Genomic DNA, 18,133 nt, shown 5'->3' with positions numbered 1-18,133 from the left:
ATGCAGCACACTTGTGTTTCAATCCTTATTGTGCTGGATTTGCTGTGGGAAGTTTAGAAGATTGTGGGTTTATTTCCATACATGAAAAGTTTCAATCCTTATTGTGCTGGATTTGCTGTGGGAAGCGAGGTACTCCGAGTACAAGTACCTGAACAGCCGTGGTTTCAATCCTTATTGTGCTGGATTTGCTGTGGGAAGTCGTGCCATAGCATAACTAACTCACAATCAATTGTATAGGTGTTTTTTTGATGTGTTACTTTTCCCTTTTCTAAGATGTCAAAGACCGTTTTCATAGGTGATTTCTTAATTTTCCGTTGACCTATCTTATTGATGTTCAATTATATAAGCCTTATCTGTTGCATTACCAAAATAAATTACCAGGCGGATCATTTGATACAAATGTTTCTATAAGTGCAAGTTAAGCATCTTCTCTTGTATTTGGTAGCCTTTGGGTAATGGTTTTGTTCCATGATATCCCGAATTTTATTGATAGAATCTTTTACGACCGTTTTATCCTTTTCGCTTATTTCCACTTCGACCAACCTGTTTTTACTCCTCGTATATACCAGGAAACCCTTATGCACCTGTTTTCCAAAATTTTCCTCAATTAAAATTGCATAGCAAATCAATTGTTGCCTATACGTATCATATATCCGATCCTTGTATTCAGCAAATTTGTAATCTAGCGGTGCCATGCTTCCATTATCCAAGAGAAGGACTTCATCGACCTTTCCTCTGAGTCCTTTATTGGTCAGGTACTGATCCAACCACTTATCTACCACACCAATCTTTTTCCGCAAATAATCTTTGTTTCTTTCCAGTTTACGATCGTGGATTTCACGGCCTTTGATCACTTTGAAATGCTTATCCTCATACTGGGGAATACCAAGAACATACTCAAAATAGGTAAACCGGGGACAGAACAGGTACTCAATGATATGGGAAGGAGTCAATGAAATCATACCAATTAAAAAAACAGTGACCTTACCTCGTCTGTTACAAAATCCTTGTCAAACGCTTGTCCCAAGAGTACAGTCTGCTGTAATTCGTCTTTGGACATTGGGAAAATATACAGTGAGTCCTTTTCTACATCAATCATTTCTTCCAATTGCAGATGCAATGAATCAAACTGGTTTTTGTCCAGGGTACCCAAAAATACGGAATACTGCACCCGGTAAAGCCCGGCTTGTTGACACATTTTTGCTATTTTGGTTCTGGATCTGTCTTTTTTGATATCATACATTACCCACACGATCATACTTTTCCGATTAAGGTATTGGCAAATTTATGCGCATCCATTTGCATGGCATTGGCTCGACTTTGATTCCTGCCCATACAACGAATATGGTCCTGGTCCAGGTACTTGACGAATTGTTCCACCAAGATGGGCTTACCCTCCGGGTTAAGGGAAATCCCTCCCATTATTTCATCGAAATAGGCTTTGTTTATCTTTTTGGTTGAAAAAAGCCCAAAAACGCAACGCTCGGCATGGATCCGATAGGGTTCGATAAAGTCATAAACCAGACTTTTCATGTTGTAATCATCCCGGTGCATGAATCCCACATAAGGATCCAATCCTGCCAGCATCAAGGCCCGCTCTACTCTACTGTACAAAATTCCATAAGCATAATTCAGCATGGCATTGAAGGGATCCTTTGCGGGACGAAAACTCCTGCCATCGAATTTGTATTCCTTAGGCAATGCAATACCCAATCCTTCAAAATAGACCCTACCGGCATTCCCTTCCATTGCCCGAAGCATATCCGCTACTTCTGGTACGTTATTCCCTTCCAATTCTTGCACCCGTTTTTTGTATTCTTGAATTTTTTTGGCCTTTTCTTCAAGGTTCAACCGTAACTTTTCCCGGTGCTTGGCCAGGTTCAGCAGGTATTCCGATTGGTTCTCCAGCTTTTCACTAATCCAACCTTTTACCCATTCCAGGCCAACTTTGTTGAGGCTGGCTTCCAGTTGTTGCTTTCTGATCCTGGTAGTGCTGCCCAATTTACTGTGCCAAAACCGTCCCATGGGATGCCCGTTATTTTCTACCACCACAATATCAATATTGTGTTTCAATGCAAGTGCTATGGCATCTGTGGTAATAGCTGCTCCCTTACTCACCACAAAAGAAGTGATCTTGTGGGCCGCAATGTGGTTGGTCTTAAACTTTTCTTGTTTGGACTCTCTCACCCGGATTTCAAACATATCGTCTTTGACATGAAGATAGGTGCCGTATGTATTAATAAAAATCTGCATGAGCGTATCAGGGTACTTTTTTGATGGCTCCGAATCCTCTGGCAACAGACTTTCCCAGGCCGACAAGCTCAGGTAGTGCGACGTTGCTGACAAAATCACCTTCGAAAACCATCATTTTCTGGTCTTTAAACTTACTGGTCCTTTCCCGAAAATTTCCACGAGCCATTATTTTTTTTTCTACCCATATCCCTACACCCTTAAGAAAACTAAGCAAGTTATTTCTCAATACCTGGTTAAGCAACTGACATTTTTCTTCTTCATTGATTTTGACATACTTCTTAAAATTATCCGTATTGAGTGCCATCCAATAATTGGAAAAACGATAGTTATTAAGTTCATCTACCACACCCACCTGCGTATGTTGTTGCGCGATGTTTTTGCTGTGTACAGGGTAAATTTCGCCACCTATATCCAGTTGGCTAATTTTTAAAAAGAGTGAAGTAAGCAATTCTGCGCCATCATTGACACCCAACAGGGTGGGTACCTGGTCAATTACCTTGTATTGGACCAGTGGATACCGGTACCGGCTGCTACCGTCTTCGTAATGATTGTGCAGCAGTGGGGAATGTTCTTTGAAATAATCTCCAAAATAACCCCGCAACTTATGGGCATCCCTGGTAGCCAGCGATATCTCTGGAAATCGAATGGTGGTGGTGAGGGTTTGAGTCATGCGGTTGAATTTAATTTGAAAATTTTTGGGTGTATATGGGGTACAGTGGACGATTATTGTTATTTATTTTTGTTAAAAATATAGTTTAGGCTATTTTTCTTTTTGTGCAGTCGTTATTGTTTATTTAAGGTAATTTCATGGTGTTTTTATGGGCAATCAGAAAATTTCAACTGGGCTTTCAGCTTCAGGTTTTTTGTAGCCAAATATTTTGTCATAGAATGAGTTCCAGTTTTGGTCGTAAATCAAATATTTTTCTTTATCATCCTCAGAGGGAGGATTAATGTATTCAGGGATTTTAATGATATACTTCATCATTTTTGGGAAGTGCATTTTTATTTTTTGCTTTCTCTCAAAATAATCATCAAGAGTTAACAATTTTTGATATTCTTCCCAAAGGACCAATGCAACTGAATTAATTGGAATGAAATAGTTGAAGGATTTATATTTTTCTACTATTAACCTGTAATCTTTGTTACTACCAACATCTTCAAATTTCAGGGATAATATTGACTTAATTAGTTTTTTACTGGTATATGAATCGTCTTGAACCTTACTTTTTATGCCATTAAAATATTCTGTGTTTAGTTCAAAATACTGGTTTTCGGGTATTTCTATGCTGTACTTGTCCAGAGTTTTTTCAGTGACAGACAAAAGTGTAGGGTCATAAATTTTTTCTTTACCGCTTCTGAATAATTTTACTTTCGAAATATCATTAGTTGAATTCCTATTACATCTACCAGCAGCTTGATTGATGGAGGAAAGTGGAGCAAAGTCCCGAAACACCAAATCAAAATCTACATCAACCCCTGCTTCGATTACTTGGGTAGAGATTAATATTATCGGCTTGCCTTTTTTCAAAAGAGGAGAAATGTAATCTTTCAGTAAGACTTCTCTTGAATAAGGGATTAAAGAAGCAGAAAGGTAATACAATACTCCTTTTTCGAGTTTTATTGAAAGCTCTTCAAAAATGTTTTGAGAGTAGCGGATTGTATTGCAAATGACAAGAATAGATATAGGTCTTTTTATAAATTCATTATAAACAGCTTCTGCTAATTCCTTTTCTGAGATATTTCTCCTCGATAATAAAGATTTGTCAAGAAGTGTTCTATTTAATTTTTGGAAAAAATAATCTTTAGATTCAAACTGGCATAGCTCTTTGATTTTATTGGGTATTATCATGGGTTGAGTTGCAGTAACTAAAATAAACTTAGTGTTAAAAAATTTTGCCATTGATTCCATCACAAATTCCAATGCTGGAAGTAACGTAGGCTTAATAGCTTGAACTTCGTCCAAAATGATAATACTGTTAACTAGGTTGTGGAATTTTCTTAGCTCTTTGTTATGGTTTGCAAATATGCTTTCCCACAATTGAACGAAGGTTGAAATGGTTATTTCTTTTTGCCAACCTTCTATAAAGTACTCCCATTCAGGGTAATCAATTTCTTTTTCGTTTTTGTTCTCCGGTACGGAAAGGTGATGATGGATTCCAATTAATTCCTCAGGAAGGCCTGAATTGATTAGGATTTCTTTAAATAGGTTTCCATTTTGATCGATAATGGATGTAAAAGGAAGGCAATAAACTATCCTTGATTGAGGAGTAAATTTTTCTTTCAATAGTAACGCAGCTTTATAGGCAGTGAAGGTTTTTCCTAATCCAGTAGGGAGGGTTATGGAATAAAAACTATGGTCTCCAAATTTTTCAATATTTTCTACAGCTGTAGAGTAAGCTTTTTCTCTCAATTCATTGATTTTGAAGCTTTCTGTTAGTTTTGATTTTTTAAATTGATCAATAATCTGACTTCTGATTTTTGTTCTTTCAAAATATTTATTCTTAAGCATAACGTCACCTTTGTCAGCACTTAAAAGCAAGGAATAACTAAAAAGTGTTTTAAAATAATATGCAGAATTCTCATTTTCCGCTAATTCAATTTCTAATTTTTTAAATTTTAAAAGTTTAAATCCATCGAGTATTTCGGTGATATTTGGTGTTACGAAAGGGAGACCTATAGAATTCAAAAGGTCCTTTAATTTACTGTAATCGATATTTTCCTCTATGCATTTAAATTTACTTTTGTGATTCGCAGGGTTTATTGTTGCCAATTCAAAATCCCTAAGATATCCATGATGTCTTTTCAAGATTTTCATGGAAAGCATGGCATCCAAACCGTATCTCTGGTTTATATCGATGGTACTTAAAAAGGCCCAAGCCCCAAAATGGGCATGTTCTTTTAGCTCCGGTGAATTTATCCATTCATTAATTTTTTGTGAATTGGAATCTAAAAATAAGCGTAATTGTTTAATGGAATATTTTACATGTCCCTTGCCTTTTAAAACGAGAGCTTTTGAGAGGTATAATTGAAAGAAAATTGAAGCTTTAGCGAGGTCATGATAACTAACAAGTCGATAAACAAGGGATTTGAGTTCACTTTCAGAATACAAGTTTTGGGCCTTCTCCAGTAACAAAAAGTCAATCACTTCTTTAAGTCCTGCTAAATGCTCTGCCAGGGTTCTGTCATCATGAGAAATAAATTCAGATGGATTCATTACATTAACATTAGACCAATATTATTACCATTTAAATGCATTTTATAATGGTTCTTTGATACCACCCTGATAGGTTTTCCATTCAGATCGAACAAAATAGTGGATCTTTTAGTTACTTCTCTTTGATCATTCATTTCCAAGGGATACATGTCCTGTTCTTGAATATGGATTGCGTTTTCTGTCCAATAATTCTGATCAAATGAAATCAATTCAAATTTTGGAATCACAGTATGAATAACTTCTTCTCCATCTGCTCTTTTAATTTTTTCCTCTCCTATATAGCTAAAATTTGCCAAGCAATTAGCAAGCCCTAATACAGGGGTAAAAACGCTTAGTTTCTTTTGCAAAGAATTTTTCAAATTGGCCATTATTGATTCATCCCTATGCTGGAAATAAATTCTATAATGGGGGTCAGTTACAAATTCCATCAAGGTAGGTTTTCTATTGTCCTTGATAGGTCCAGGGGAAGGGGACAAATTTATGTTGATTCTTTGAAGCCGAATGGGATTGATCACCTGGATCCCAATCTGACATTCACCTTCTTGAAAATAACGTAAATAGGCATTGTCTGAATTTTCAAGACCCAGAATTGCACTCACAATGCCATATATTGAAGTTTTGAAAGGAATTGAATAGGATAAAGCTGAGGTAGTGACATAGATTTTTTTGAAATGAGCGAATTTCCCCCATATGTCAAAAACAATCGCATTATCTGCCATATCAGGTGAGGTTTAATAGGTTAGCATTTATTATGGGTTCAGAAAGCTCTAATCTTTCGTCTTTTTCAACAGAAATTGATATTATTTTATTTTCATAATTTTTCAGCAAGGAATTTAATGAATTTGTGTTGACAATGTAATCTGAAACATCTTCTATCTGAATTGGCTCTTTCTCACCTTTGATATCTAGAGATAGCGATTCCAATAAATCTCCAATATAAAATCCTGGCTGATAATCAATTTTTATTAAAAGTCTTGGCATATGTCCTTTTTTGGATCTTGAAATCAAATCTTTTGTTCCTTTCCAAATACCTTCCAACAAAACATCAATGTCATTTTCCTTTAAATCGGTATGTTTTGCTGCATTTTCATTAATTATTCCGTGGAATCCAATCAATCCATAAGTGATATTATATTCCTCTCTAAAAGTTCTTTGTTCGGCCCCTTCTTTGGTTGCAAAGGCCCCGGTTCCTTTTATAAAATTTTCTTTGACAGGGTGCAATGATTTTCCCATTCCAAATTGTACCGGTCCTGTAAAATTAAACTTCTTCTTTTCTACTGCTGACACACCTCCAAAAAGCCTAACATCTATGAATTTTGACTTGAATTCATTCGCATCTTTGTAGGCATCTCCTCTTTTTTTTCCTGTAACAGGTTTTCCATTTTCGTCCCTTATGAAAATATCTCCTGTGCTTCCTTCAGAACCATCATAACCATGATTCATAAAGTAATCACGGATTGTTCTTTTTAGCCTTACATCAGTTACCAAGCAATGGTTGGAGTCTTCATCGATTCTTGGTCGATTTGAATCCATCGGATCCCCATTGGGGTTTGCATATTTTAGGTCATAGAGAAAAATTAATTCGCTTCTGTTTTGTACATTATTCATTTTTATCAGAGTTAAGGTTGCTTATAGCTTTATTATTTTTGTCAAAATCTTTTTGAAGGACCAATCCCATCGTAAATGCAAATGAAATTTCTTCTTTTGTAGCTTTGTCATTTACAGCAAAATACCGCTGTGCTGCAGCTTCTAGATCCGGAAATTCTTTACTAAACTGGCGTAGTTTTGAAATAAGTTTGGGAAATTTCTTTGTTATCAACTCTTTATCAATGTTTAGCCCATTTAGTTCTTTCATAAAGGCATTTCCTGGTTGATTGTATAGTAATCTGGCCGTTAGACATCCGAATAAAAAGGAGCCTTTTAGATATTCCTTGGAAAAATAAGTAGGGTGTCCCTCAATAAATCCAAAGGCATCTTGTTTTTCAGGTAGTTCTTTGACTTCTGGCATGGTTTCTAGTTTTTTAAATAAGCCTAATAAATGAAGAAAGTGAAGATTTGCTAATGCATGTTTTACCGAAGTATTAAATCGGTTTTCTTCTGCATTGAAATTTTTCTTATAAGAAGATTTCCAAGTGTTTAAAATCAGCGTCAATAATTTGGAGTCATCGAAAGGTTGGCCGGTAAAAATGCTGCTGATAAGCTTGAAATAAGCTGGTTGCAGATTTTTCTCCCCAGTCTGGAAATATTCCTTTAATCTGAAGAGAGTGATTCTTTGTGTGACAATATTACCATCTTTGGTTTGGTAGGTCGTCAGCCATTTGTACCTGTTTTCAGCTTCTTGTTTAGAATCTATCACTTTTTTGATTCTGGATGGGAGGACATCAGTTATTTCAAGGTGAATTTTAAACTGAGCTTGTTGTTGCTCAAAAAATAAAATTGCATAGAGAATATCTGAGCTGTTAAGTGTTTTATCTCCAATTATTTCTTTAAGTAAACTTTCGGAATCATTGATGAAAGCTTCCGTCCCTGAATCTTTTGAGTCTGTATTAAATGCTGCCTTTTGTAGGAATGTATGTGCTACTATTTTTCCAATTTCCTGATCATCCAAAAAGACAAAATGGGGAATAATAGCATATTTAAATTGGCCAAAAAAATTAGCTGCTAATTTATTCATTAAAATTCCTCTTGCCCCCTCTAGGGTTGGTATGGCCAATTCAGAAACTGGGAACATTTTGTAAGAATTTGAAGCATCAAATCCATTTCGTCTGAATGAGTCTGCATCAACTGTAAATCCTAAAGTGTCTACGAAGCCATAGACTGTGGCAGTTTTTCCTGTTAGTGCGCAAAGTTTAGCTTTCTTTTTGGAGTTACCATAATTTTTTTTGAAGTATTTTGTGTAAGCTTCGCTATTAAATTTGGCAACCAAATCCTTTTTGTCCCCAAAATAGACACCGTCAATTTTGAAGGTTACCAAAAAGCTATATTCAGAGTTAAAATCTTGGCTTAAAAAGGAAGTTTCAATTTTTTCTATTTGGCTGTCTTCAATTATTTGTGGTTTAAGATTGGTAAAACTCTGCTTTATTTTACCAAAAGTCTTTGTAGGGTCTTGTTTGTTTATAACCAAAGTAGGGACAGTGTTGGTGCCTCTGGCACCGGCCGGCCTTCTGTACAAATATTTATTTATAAAATTAGGGTTAAAGTCTTCCAGTTCAAATCCTTTAAAATCTTGGTCCTCAATGATTCCAACAAATACTTTTCCATTTGACTCTCTTCCTTCGAACGGGTTCTCCGCAGGAGTATAGTAAGTTTGTAAGTCTGGTTTATTTTTTAGAAGTTCTGCGAATTTGTAAAGGCTGGTTATCATCTTATGTTGTTACTTGATAAAGCTAAAATAAGTATTTATTTTTATAAGATTAATTTTGATTTGTAGACTTATTGTTTTTAGTTTTAAACACGCTTTGTTCTATTCAAAAAGAAAGATTGAAATTAAGATTCAAATTTGATTTGTGCCGTTTCCACTAAAAAAAGGGTTGAATATATCAGTAGTTCAAAAGGTAGAATAAAACGATCGATGCTGTAGTTATCGGTTCGAATCCGATCTTGATTTAAAGCGCTATCTATCATCTGAAATGAAATGGACTTAAATTTTGCCTTCGACCATTCTTCAAACCTTTCGATGACCCAGTTACATAACCATGGAATTAGGTCTATCAAAGAGCTGGAAGAAATATTTGTAGATCCGGATACGGTTGTAACAGAAATTACACAATTTGCTGATGAATTTCCAGTTTTTATGGCTATTCGATTCTCAATTGATATGAATCCTATTTTATACCTATTTTCAGCTGGTGAAGTAATCACCTCACTTTTTGCCCGAAAAGCTACCAAATCCGAAAGTAAGCACTTTTTTTGTGGAAAGTAATTTTTCATTTGTATCTTTCGTTTATGAATCCCAAGAATCCTCAAAACCCTTTCGCCAAAGATCCCGAAGCTGAATTGGCCAGAAGGCTAAAGTATGCACAACCACTAACCCGGGAAGAGTTTGCCAAAAGACTGGAAGAAATCAGAAAGAAGGCAAAGCGCTCAGAAAACGATTAGGCATTTCCAAATGTAGAAAAGAATTCATCCAAAAAAATACCCGGATCGGGGTATTTTTGGTTCATTTTTCGACGTATCTCCTTGATTTTATCTTAATTCACCAGGCTAATTTCCTTTTCCCTGAATCCCTACCCCTTCCTTCCCTTCAGCTCCAGCTGCATTTCCCGAACCGCCCGGACCAGTTGCTGCAGGTCGGTTTCGGGTTCGGGGATTTCTTTGCTGGTGTAGGCATGGAATTTCCAGATCTCCGCTACCTCGCCCACAGGCACGGTATAGGGTTCAAAGATCGGATTCAGCGAGCGAAGCAGCAGCTGCCCTACGGCCTGTACGGTCACCAACTTAAACACAAAATCCTGTTGCCCACTCAGGATCACCACGCAGGGGCTATCCGGCTTTAGGGCTGTCCAGTCATCCTGGTACCTCGTGATGATGTCGCTTCCTCCCGGAATGGGCAACATGGAATCCCCCACAGTAGGAAATATCCGGTAAGTACCCTGCCGGGGAAGGTTGGGTAGGGAAAACCGGGGCAGGGAGGCAATAAACTCGGGGTCGTTGTACCCGGAAAGGTAGCCCGATTTGGCTTTGATGGGCACGTATTCCACGTTTTCCTGGTTGCCCTTGTCCACGCTGATGGCCAAAACCCGCAGGTTGCCGCCCCGCATGTACACGTCGTTACCCGCTTCCAGATCCCGCAATTTCAGCTCTCCCAAGGTGCGCAGGTCTACCCGTATCAGGCTGTCAATGCTGATACCGAAATAACTGGAAATGCCCAGAAAATCCTCCGGGGAGGGTGCCTTGGTCTGCCCGGATTCCAAGGCATTGAGTTTGGAACGGGTAAGTGCCAGTTCGGCCGCCAGCCCTTGCTGGGTCAAGCCCTTCCGCTCCCGGAGAAATTTCAGGTTACCCGGAAAAAAGTTTTTTGACTTTTTCATCGAAGTTTGGTAGTATTAGAGTCAACGATTTGATACGAATCGTGTCAAATATAGGCATTCTGTGAAAACGATGAAAGGAAATAGTGATAAAATGGACCGGCTGCAGGCGTTAAAGCAGGAAATCATGGCCCTGGAAGGATACCTTCCCGCAAAAGGGCAGCAACCGGATTCCAGGCTGCAGCTGGGTCCCTTGCATGCGGCCTTCCCGGGCGGCGTATTTCCCCTGGCCGCCAACCACGAATTTATCAGTCGTACCCCATCCGAGGCGGCTTCCACCCAGGGCTTTTTGGCCGTGCTTCTGGGCATGCTCCTGCAAAAAGGCGGATTTTGCCTTTGGCTGGGCACCCGGCCACAGGTCTTTCCTCCCGCCCTGAAGCGTTTTGGGGTAGCCCCCGAACGGGTGGTGTTTGTGAACGTACCCAGGGAAAAAGACCTGCTGTGGACGCTGGAGCAGGCCCTCAGTTGCGAAGCCCTGGTAGCGGTGGTCGGGGAAATCAGGGAGTTGGGTTTCTCCGAATCCCAGCGCCTGCAATTGGCAGTAGAGCGGAGCCGTGTCACCGGCTTCGTGCACCGCCATCAGCCCCGTAGCCTGCATGCCCTGGCCTGTGCCACCCGCTGGAAGGTGGCCCCGGTTCCGACACCCATGCCGACGGGCATGCCGGGACTGGGCTTTCCTGTCTGGAAGGTAGGCTTGATGAAGGTCCGAAACGGAAGACCGGGCGACTGGCAGCTGCAATGGGACGGGCAGGGTTTTCAGGAAGTTTTCCGGGAGGAGAAGCGGCAAGCAATTACCCAAAACAGCAGAAAGTATGCCTAAGCGGTTTCTATCCCTCTGGTTTTGTCACCTGACCACGGACCGGATGGCCATTCGACATCCGGAACTCCGGGGAAAGCCCTTCGTATTGGCCGGCAATGAACGGGGTCGGGCCATCGTGCAGGCTAGCAGTCGGGAAGCCTTTGCACGGGGCATTCGTCCGGGAAGGGCCGTGGCAGATGCCCGGGCCATTTTTCCGGATATCCGGGTCTTTCCAGACAGGCCCGGTTGGGGAAAGCGGCTCCTCTACCGGCTGGCCGAGTGGTGCCTGCGGTACACCCCAATTCCCGCTGCCGATCCTCCTTCCGGACTGATGCTGGATATTTCGGGTTGTCCACATCTTTGGGGAGGCGAATCGGCCTACCTGCGGGACCTGGTATCCGCCCTGGAAGGCAAAGGCTACCGGGTACGGGCTGCCATCGCCGATACCATTGGGGCGGCCTGGGCACTGGCCCGGTACGGCGAGCAGGGCAGCATAGCCGAAGTGGGAGGGCAGCGGGAAGCCTTGCTGCCCTTGCCTCCATCTGCTCTTCGCCTGGAATCGCGGATACTGGAGGGGCTGGAAAAACTAGGTTTTCGGCAAATCCAGCAGTTTATCGACCTACCTGCGGCTACCTTGCGCAGGCGATTTGGGGAGGGGCTGCTGCTTCGGTTGGGGCAGGCTCTGGGGAGGGAAGCGGAAGCCTTTCAACCGGTACAGCCCCGGGTTCCTTACGAAGAGCAGCTGCCCTGCCTGGAGCCCATTCGCACGGCCAAAGGTATCGAAATCGCTCTCCAAAAGTTGCTGGATACCCTCTGTCAGCGCCTGAGCAGGGAGGGGAAGGGGCTGCGCAAGGCGGTATTCAAAGGTCTGCGGGTAGACGGAAAAACAGTGGAAATCACCATTGGCACCGGTCGGGCTTCCCACAATCCGGTGCACCTTTTCCGGCTCTTTGCCCTGAAAATACCCTTGCTGGAGCCGGCCTTGGGAATAGAGTTATTTAGCCTGGAAGGATTGCTGGTGGAAAAGGTGCAGCTGCCACAGGAGCAACTCTGGCACCGATCCGGGGATCCGGCTGCGGTGGCAGAACTGCTGGACCGGATAGGGGCCAAACTGGGTTCGGGCCGCATGCACCGCTTCCTGCCTCAGGAGCGGCATTGGCCGGAACATTCGGTGCGGCCTGCGCTTTCCTTTGACGAAAAGCCCGATACGGGCTGGCCCGATTTGGTACGTCCCCTGCACCTGCTGCCTGTCCCCGAACCCATTACGGTCATGGTACCCCTGCCCGATTATCCTCCGGTGCATTTCAAGCACAAGGGCAAGCTGGTTCGCGTGGCTCGCGCCGATGGACCGGAGCGCATTGAGCAGGAATGGTGGCTGCAAACCGGGCCGCCCCGGGATTATTACTGTGTGGAAGATACGGAAGGGGGCAGGTACTGGCTTTTCCGGCTGGGACTTTACGGAAAAGGGGAACCCCAATGGTTTTTGCACGGCTATTTTTCCTGACCCCAAGCGATTTATTCAACCTATTGATACCAATAAATCATGCAAGCAACTCCCTACAGCGAATTGCAAGTAACCTCCAACTTCTCCTTTCTGCGGGGAGGTTCGCATCCGGAAGAATTGGTGCAGCGGGCCATTCAGCTGGGGTACGAAGCCCTGGCCCTGACCGACCGAAACACCCTGGCGGGAATTGTCCGGGCACACGCGGCAGCCAGGGAATCCGGCCTGCGCTTTATTCCGGCCTGCCGCCTGGACTTGCTGGATGGCCCCAGCCTGTTGGCCTATCCCAAAGATCGGGACGCGTACGGGCGGCTATCTTCCCTGCTTACCCTGGGCAATCTTCGGGCGGAGAAGGGGATCTGCCACCTGTACAAGGCGGATGTATACGCCCATGCCCGGGATAGCGTATTGATCGCAGTCCCTCCAACCAGCCTGAATGCCCACCTGGATTTTGAGCCGGCCTTTTATTCCGCCCTGGAGGAATACCGGGAGGCCCTGGGCGACAGCCTTTACCTGGCCGCCGCTTTTGCCTACAATGGCAGCGATCAGAAGCGGCTGTTTCGGATGGCGCAGCTGGAACAAAGCCTGGGGATTCCCCTGGTGGCGGTCAACGATGTGTACTACCACGCGTCGGGAAGGCGGGCCCTGCAGGATGTGCTGACCTGCATCCGGGAAAAGTGCACCATTCAACATGCCGGATTTCGCCTGCATCCCAATGCCGAGCGGTACCTGAAATCCCGGGAAGAAATGTATCGCCTGTTTCGGGAGTATCCGGCTGCCCTTCGCCGGGCGGTGGAAATCGCCGCCTCTTGTCAGTTTTCTCTGGATCAGTTGACCTACCAATACCCCGAGGAAATCAGTAGTGAAGGGCGTAGTCCACAGGAGGAGTTGGAATTGCGTACCTGGGAGGGAGCCCGGGGCAGTTTTGGGGAGCAAATCTCCGAAACCCTTCAGAATACCATCCGGCACGAGTTGGAATTCATTGCCCGGAAAGAGTACGCTTCCTATTTTCTGACGGTATACGACCTGGTGCGTTTTGCCCGAAAGCGGGGCATCCTCTGTCAGGGGCGTGGTTCGGCGGCCAATTCAGTGGTTTGCTATTGCCTGGGCATCACCTCGGTAGACCCCTCCAAGTTCAAGTTGCTGTTTGCCCGCTTTATGTCCGATGCCCGGAACGAACCTCCGGATATTGACGTGGATTTTGAGCACGAGCGCCGCGAAGAAGTGATGCAGTACATTTACGAAAAGTACGGACGGGACCGAGCGGGCATTGTGGCCACCGTTACCCGGCTGCATTGGAAGGGAGCGGTACGGGACGTGGGCAAAGCGATGGGCTTATCGCTGGATGCGGTGGACCGGCTTGCCAAGTCAGGACACGAACTGACCAAAGAATGGCTGCAAGGCGAGAACGTGTCTTCACAGGGATTTGATCCACGGGATTCCCATTTGCGAAAAACGCTGCTCCTCACCTGGCAGTACATGGGGTTTCCCAGGCAGTTGGGCCAGCATACCGGGGGCTTTGTGATCACCCGGGACCAGCTCTCCAACCTCTGTCCGGTACTGCATGCGCGGATGGAAAACCGGACCTGCATCGAATGGGACAAAGACGATATCGATGCCCTGGGTTTTCTGAAAGTGGACGTGCTGGCATTGGGCATGTTGACCTGCATACGCAAGGCGTTTGACCTGGTCCGGTCCCATTACGGTCGGCACCTTACCCTGGCCAACATTCCACAGGACGATCCCCAGGTATACGAGATGATCAGCCATGCCGACACGTTGGGCGTGTTTCAGATAGAAAGCCGCGCCCAAATGTCCATGTTGCCCCGTCTGAAGCCCAGGACCTTTTACGACCTGGTGATCGAAGTGGCGATAGTACGGCCAGGACCTATTCAGGGAGACATGGTGCATCCCTACCTCAAACGGCGCAGGGGAGAAGAGCCGGTGGAATATCCCTCCCGGGAATTGGAGGAGATCCTTGGCCGTACCCTGGGGGTGCCCCTGTTTCAGGAGCAGGCCATGGAGATTGCCATCGTGGCAGCAGGATTTACCCCGGCAGAAGCGGATGGATTGCGGCGAAGCATGGCGACCTTCAAGGCGCATGGACTGGTGAGCCAGTATGAGAAAAAGCTGGTAGGGGGCATGGTGGCCCGGGGCTACCAAGAGGATTTTGCCAGGCGGGTGTTCCGGCAGCTGGAAGGGTTTGGCAGCTACGGTTTTCCCGAAAGCCATGCGGCCAGTTTCGCCTTGCTGGTCTACGTTTCCTGTTGGCTGAAGTACCACTATCCGGATGTTTTCGCTACGGCCCTGCTCAATAGCCAACCCATGGGTTTTTACCGACCGGCACAGATCGTTACCGATGCCCGCAAGCACGGAGTAGAGGTAAGGCCGGTGGATGTAAACCGCTCCTTCTGGGACCACGTGTTTGAGGAAAAATCCGGTCAATTCCTGTCCATTCGGTTGGGGTTCCGGCAGGTAAAGGGCCTGCACGAGTCCGACATGCAACTGCTGGTGGAGCAGCGGAAAAAAGCCTATGTCCATATAACCGATCTGATCAATGCCGGGGTACCCAAGGCTGCCCTGGAGCGCCTGGCCGATGCGGATGCCTTTCGATCCCTGGGTCTGGACCGCAGGCAAGCCCTTTGGGAAGTGCTGGCTCTTCAGGGTAGGCCCATCGGTGTGTTTAAGGGGCAGGTGCAGGAGACGCCCCGGGAAAAGGAGGTGTCCCTGCCTGCCATTCCTCCCATGGAGCAGGTACTCCGGGATTATGCCGCCACCACCCTTTCCCTGAAATCCCATCCCCTAAGCCATTTGCGGGACCAACTGGATCAGTTGCGCGTGAGCCCCACGTCCCATTTGGGAAAAATGAAGGACGGGGCTTTTGTCAAGGTTTGCGGCCTGATTACCGTGAGGCAGCGGCCGGGTACGGCCAAGGGGGTGCTTTTCATTACCGTCGAAGATGAGACCGGCTTTGCCAACCTGGTGGTATGGGCCAAGACCTTTGAGAAATACCGGTCCGTTATCCTGCAGTCCAAGCTGCTGATGGTGTCCGGGAAACTACAAATAGAAGGAGAGGTAATCCACGTGGTGGTGCGCGCTTGTCATAACCTAAACAAGCTGCTGCAACCCAGTTCGGTGGAACAAAACCGTAGGTCGACAGGGAAGGGAGAAGCAGGCGGGGAAGTTTCCCAAACCTCTACTGGAGAAAAGGGGCAACAGGGGGAACTGTTTACCTCCAGGGACTTTAAATGAGGGGGTTTAATTAATCCCTTACACCCATAAGTCAGTTCTTGTTTTGATACCTCACCACCTACTAAGCCACAACCACCACAACAAGAAGAAAACAACCCTTTTATAGAAAAACAGTTTGATGATTGTATCTCATTTACAGAAAACAAAATAAGCTATGTAGAAGGCAGTAGAAACAACTTTGTATATGCCTTAGCTTGTAATTGCAATCGCAAAGGAATACCCTATGATGATGCTCTAATGATGATTAGAAATAGGTATGACCTCAAAGATTTTGAAATCAATGCTTCGGTAAAAAGTGCTTACAATCATAATGCTAATCAATTTGGGTCATATAAAACGGTAATGCCCTTAAAAGAGAACTCAGAAAATGATACTGACTATCTTAAATCTACACCTACCTATAATGATGAAATATTTGATGTGCTACCAGATGTTTTAAGACAGGGAACAGAAGCATTTACGGACATTAGAGAAAGAGATGTTTTTCTTACTGGAGCAATAGCCATTCTTAGCGGATGCTTACCAAACGTATCAGGTGAATATTCAAGAGAAACCGTTTACCCTAATCTATTTGCTTTTATCATAGCACCGGCTGCAAGTGGTAAAGGAGCTTTGAAGTTTGCCAAGAAATTAGGAGATAAGCACCAAGACTTTCTAATGGAAACCAACAAAGCGGCACAACAACAATATGATTCAGAAGTAGCTGATTTTAAAGCCTTACAACGTGATAGAAAAAAAGGCGAAACAGTAGATACGGAAGAACCTGAAAAACCACCTTTCAAAGTAGCCTTTATTCCTGCCAATAGTAGTTATGCCAAAATCTTACAACACATACAGCAGAATGAAGGCACAGGAATCATTTGTGAAACGGAAGCCGACAGTATGGGTAATGTGCTAAAACACGAATGGGGCGGTTATTCCGATATGCTGCGTAAAGCATTTCACCACGAGACTATTAGTCTTTCAAGAAAGACCAATGACGAATATATCTCTATCAAAGAACCTAAAATATCAATAGCCTTATCAGGTACACCAGGTCAAGTAAGTAATTTGATTTCCTCGGCAGAAGATGGCTTATTCAGTAGGTTTATTTTCTATGCTTTTAAAGTGGAACAGCTATGGAGAGATGTGTCGCCTTACGGCAACACAATCAATTTGAATGACCATTTCAATGCTCTTTCAGAGCATACCTTTCAAATGATACAGTTCTTTGAGCAATCGCCAACTGATATTATCCTGTCACCAGATCAATGGCAAGCACTGAACAATGTAGGTCAGAAATGGCTAACAGAAATTACCTTGTTTACCTCTGATGAAGCTGGAAGCGTAGCCAAGCGATTAGGTATTATCCTTTACAGATTGGCAATGATATTTACAGCCTTACGAAAGTTTGAAAATGGAGAAGCTACCAGAGAAGTAATGTGTACGGATGAAGATTTTGAGATTGCCCTAAACATAGCCAACACCTTTATAGAGCACAGCAAACTAATGTTCAATAATCTACCCAAGCAAGAAACACAGTTGCCTTTTAAAGGAGCTAACAAGCAGGAGTTTTTTCAGGCATTACCTAAGGAGTTCAAAAGAGAAGAAGCTATACAGATTGGAATAAAATACAATCTTAAACCTCGGACTATTGACAATTTTTTGAAAAAACTATTTGAGAAAAGTTTATTGAATAAACCAGTATATGGTACTTATTCCAAATCATAGTTCCTGAGATAAATAGTTTCCTGTATAGTGCTGTTCAATTCACCATTGAATTTGTTCACTTCACATACTTTGTAATGAAAAAATCTATCTACCCATCTCATATTTGAGTTATAATTAATAAGAATATGAAGTCATTAATGATTGCAACATTTTGTTTGTTTATAAGCATAATCGCATTTTCTCAAAACAGTATTGAAGGTACTTGGCAACCCGAAGGGAAGCAAGCAATATTTAAAATCTTCGAAAAAGATGGCAAATACTATGGCCAGTTGATTGGTTCAACTAACCAAGATGAAGATAAAAAAAATCAAGAGTAAAGAAAATATTTTCCTATTAAGAAACCTAGAGAAGGAATCAGATAAAGAATATTGCTGTGG

The 18,133-nt window shown here is 43.5% G+C and carries 16 protein-coding genes; 7 read left to right on the top strand and 9 right to left on the bottom strand.

The window, feature by feature from the left end; translation table 11 throughout:
• Positions 1-386 precede the first annotated feature (386 nt).
• From cas4 to BMW71_RS18995, 8 genes are all read right to left on the bottom strand, one after another.
• On the bottom strand, positions 387-962 hold the full coding sequence (cas4, locus tag BMW71_RS19030; RefSeq protein ID WP_177179710.1) for a CRISPR-associated protein Cas4: 576 nt from the start codon (positions 960-962) through the stop codon (positions 387-389).
• Between the two features lie 5 nt (positions 963-967).
• Complete coding sequence (cas2, locus tag BMW71_RS19025; protein WP_244891228.1) at positions 968-1,198, bottom strand: CRISPR-associated endonuclease Cas2; 231 nt, start codon at positions 1,196-1,198, stop codon at positions 968-970.
• A 56-nt stretch (positions 1,199-1,254) separates the two neighbouring features.
• On the bottom strand, positions 1,255-2,253 hold the full coding sequence (gene cas1 / locus BMW71_RS19020) for a CRISPR-associated endonuclease Cas1 (RefSeq protein WP_092177634.1): 999 nt from the start codon (positions 2,251-2,253) through the stop codon (positions 1,255-1,257).
• Positions 2,254-2,260: 7 nt separating this feature from the next.
• Positions 2,261-2,923, bottom strand: coding sequence for a CRISPR-associated endonuclease Cas6 (locus BMW71_RS19015; protein WP_092177632.1), 663 nt, complete (start codon positions 2,921-2,923; stop codon positions 2,261-2,263).
• 156 nt (positions 2,924-3,079) lie between these two features.
• Positions 3,080-5,467 carry a CRISPR-associated helicase/endonuclease Cas3 gene (locus tag BMW71_RS19010; protein ID WP_092177631.1) on the bottom strand — a complete coding sequence of 796 codons (2,388 nt, stop codon included), beginning with the start codon at positions 5,465-5,467 and terminating at the stop codon, positions 3,080-3,082.
• Positions 5,467-6,186 carry a type I-B CRISPR-associated protein Cas5b gene (gene cas5b, locus BMW71_RS19005; protein ID WP_092177629.1) on the bottom strand — a complete coding sequence of 240 codons (720 nt, stop codon included), beginning with the start codon at positions 6,184-6,186 and terminating at the stop codon, positions 5,467-5,469. Before cas5b ends, BMW71_RS19010 begins: the two co-directional genes overlap by 1 nt.
• Position 6,187: 1 nt before the next feature.
• The gene (gene cas7b, locus BMW71_RS19000; protein WP_092177627.1) at positions 6,188-7,075 is read right to left on the bottom strand and encodes a type I-B CRISPR-associated protein Cas7/Csh2; all 888 of its coding nucleotides are present in this window, start codon (positions 7,073-7,075) and stop codon (positions 6,188-6,190) included.
• Positions 7,068-8,831, bottom strand: coding sequence for a TM1802 family CRISPR-associated protein (locus BMW71_RS18995; protein WP_092177625.1), 1,764 nt, complete (start codon positions 8,829-8,831; stop codon positions 7,068-7,070). Before BMW71_RS18995 ends, cas7b begins: the two co-directional genes overlap by 8 nt.
• A gap of 312 nt (positions 8,832-9,143) precedes the next feature.
• Here BMW71_RS18995 and BMW71_RS18990 point away from each other — a divergent pair, with 312 nt between their 5' ends.
• Both BMW71_RS18990 and BMW71_RS23775 read left to right on the top strand, forming a co-directional pair.
• Positions 9,144-9,389, top strand: coding sequence for a hypothetical protein (locus BMW71_RS18990; protein ID WP_143057692.1), 246 nt, complete (start codon positions 9,144-9,146; stop codon positions 9,387-9,389).
• A 23-nt stretch (positions 9,390-9,412) separates the two neighbouring features.
• Positions 9,413-9,565: a hypothetical protein gene (locus BMW71_RS23775; RefSeq protein WP_177179709.1), complete on the top strand. Its 153-nt coding sequence runs from the start codon at positions 9,413-9,415 to the stop codon at positions 9,563-9,565.
• Positions 9,566-9,693: 128 nt separating this feature from the next.
• On the opposite strand, the gene BMW71_RS18985 is transcribed toward BMW71_RS23775, so the two are convergent.
• Positions 9,694-10,497, bottom strand: coding sequence for an XRE family transcriptional regulator (locus tag BMW71_RS18985; RefSeq protein ID WP_092177621.1), 804 nt, complete (start codon positions 10,495-10,497; stop codon positions 9,694-9,696).
• Positions 10,498-10,567: 70 nt separating this feature from the next.
• On the opposite strand from BMW71_RS18985, the gene BMW71_RS18980 reads away from it, so the two are divergent.
• The 5 genes from BMW71_RS18980 to BMW71_RS18960 all read left to right on the top strand — a co-directional run bounded on the left by BMW71_RS18980 (position 10,568) and on the right by BMW71_RS18960 (position 18,073).
• Positions 10,568-11,314, top strand: a complete 747-nt coding sequence (locus tag BMW71_RS18980) for an ImuA family protein (RefSeq protein ID WP_092177619.1) — start codon at positions 10,568-10,570, stop codon at positions 11,312-11,314.
• Positions 11,307-12,797, top strand: a complete 1,491-nt coding sequence (locus BMW71_RS18975; protein ID WP_177179708.1) for a Y-family DNA polymerase — start codon at positions 11,307-11,309, stop codon at positions 12,795-12,797. Before BMW71_RS18980 ends, BMW71_RS18975 begins: the two co-directional genes overlap by 8 nt.
• Positions 12,798-12,836: 39 nt before the next feature.
• Entirely contained in the window at positions 12,837-16,046 is a 3,210-nt protein-coding gene (locus tag BMW71_RS18970) for an error-prone DNA polymerase (protein WP_092177617.1), read from the top strand.
• Positions 16,047-16,283: 237 nt separating this feature from the next.
• The gene (locus BMW71_RS18965) at positions 16,284-17,756 is read left to right on the top strand and encodes a DUF3987 domain-containing protein (protein ID WP_092177615.1); all 1,473 of its coding nucleotides are present in this window, start codon (positions 16,284-16,286) and stop codon (positions 17,754-17,756) included.
• Between the two features lie 125 nt (positions 17,757-17,881).
• A complete protein-coding gene (locus tag BMW71_RS18960; RefSeq protein WP_092177613.1) occupies positions 17,882-18,073 on the top strand; it encodes a DUF2147 domain-containing protein in 192 nt (63 codons plus the stop codon).
• Positions 18,074-18,133: the final 60 nt, after the last annotated feature.

The sequence above is a fragment of the Cyclobacterium xiamenense genome, from assembly GCF_900109255.1.
Lineage (GTDB): Bacteria > Bacteroidota > Bacteroidia > Cytophagales > Cyclobacteriaceae > Cyclobacterium > Cyclobacterium xiamenense.
This window is presented reverse-complemented; position numbering and strand designations above follow the sequence as displayed.

Excerpts from the sequence above, each read along its gene's own strand:
- cas4 (WP_177179710.1), bottom strand. The coding sequence starts at position 962 with ATGATTTCATTGACTCCTTCCCATATCATTGAGTACCTGTTCTGTCCC.
- cas2 (WP_244891228.1), bottom strand. The coding sequence starts at position 1,198 with ATGTGTCAACAAGCCGGGCTTTACCGGGTGCAGTATTCCGTATTTTTG.
- cas1 (WP_092177634.1), bottom strand. The coding sequence starts at position 2,253 with ATGCAGATTTTTATTAATACATACGGCACCTATCTTCATGTCAAAGAC.
- BMW71_RS19015 (WP_092177632.1), bottom strand. The coding sequence starts at position 2,923 with ATGACTCAAACCCTCACCACCACCATTCGATTTCCAGAGATATCGCTG.
- BMW71_RS19010 (WP_092177631.1), bottom strand. The coding sequence starts at position 5,467 with ATGAATCCATCTGAATTTATTTCTCATGATGACAGAACCCTGGCAGAG.
- cas5b (WP_092177629.1), bottom strand. The coding sequence starts at position 6,186 with ATGGCAGATAATGCGATTGTTTTTGACATATGGGGGAAATTCGCTCAT.
- cas7b (WP_092177627.1), bottom strand. The coding sequence starts at position 7,075 with ATGAATAATGTACAAAACAGAAGCGAATTAATTTTTCTCTATGACCTA.
- BMW71_RS18995 (WP_092177625.1), bottom strand. The coding sequence starts at position 8,831 with ATGATAACCAGCCTTTACAAATTCGCAGAACTTCTAAAAAATAAACCA.
- BMW71_RS18990 (WP_143057692.1), top strand. The coding sequence starts at position 9,144 with ATGACCCAGTTACATAACCATGGAATTAGGTCTATCAAAGAGCTGGAA.
- BMW71_RS23775 (WP_177179709.1), top strand. The coding sequence starts at position 9,413 with ATGAATCCCAAGAATCCTCAAAACCCTTTCGCCAAAGATCCCGAAGCT.
- BMW71_RS18985 (WP_092177621.1), bottom strand. The coding sequence starts at position 10,497 with ATGAAAAAGTCAAAAAACTTTTTTCCGGGTAACCTGAAATTTCTCCGG.
- BMW71_RS18980 (WP_092177619.1), top strand. The coding sequence starts at position 10,568 with ATGAAAGGAAATAGTGATAAAATGGACCGGCTGCAGGCGTTAAAGCAG.
- BMW71_RS18975 (WP_177179708.1), top strand. The coding sequence starts at position 11,307 with ATGCCTAAGCGGTTTCTATCCCTCTGGTTTTGTCACCTGACCACGGAC.
- BMW71_RS18970 (WP_092177617.1), top strand. The coding sequence starts at position 12,837 with ATGCAAGCAACTCCCTACAGCGAATTGCAAGTAACCTCCAACTTCTCC.
- BMW71_RS18965 (WP_092177615.1), top strand. The coding sequence starts at position 16,284 with ATGATGATTAGAAATAGGTATGACCTCAAAGATTTTGAAATCAATGCT.
- BMW71_RS18960 (WP_092177613.1), top strand. The coding sequence starts at position 17,882 with ATGAAGTCATTAATGATTGCAACATTTTGTTTGTTTATAAGCATAATC.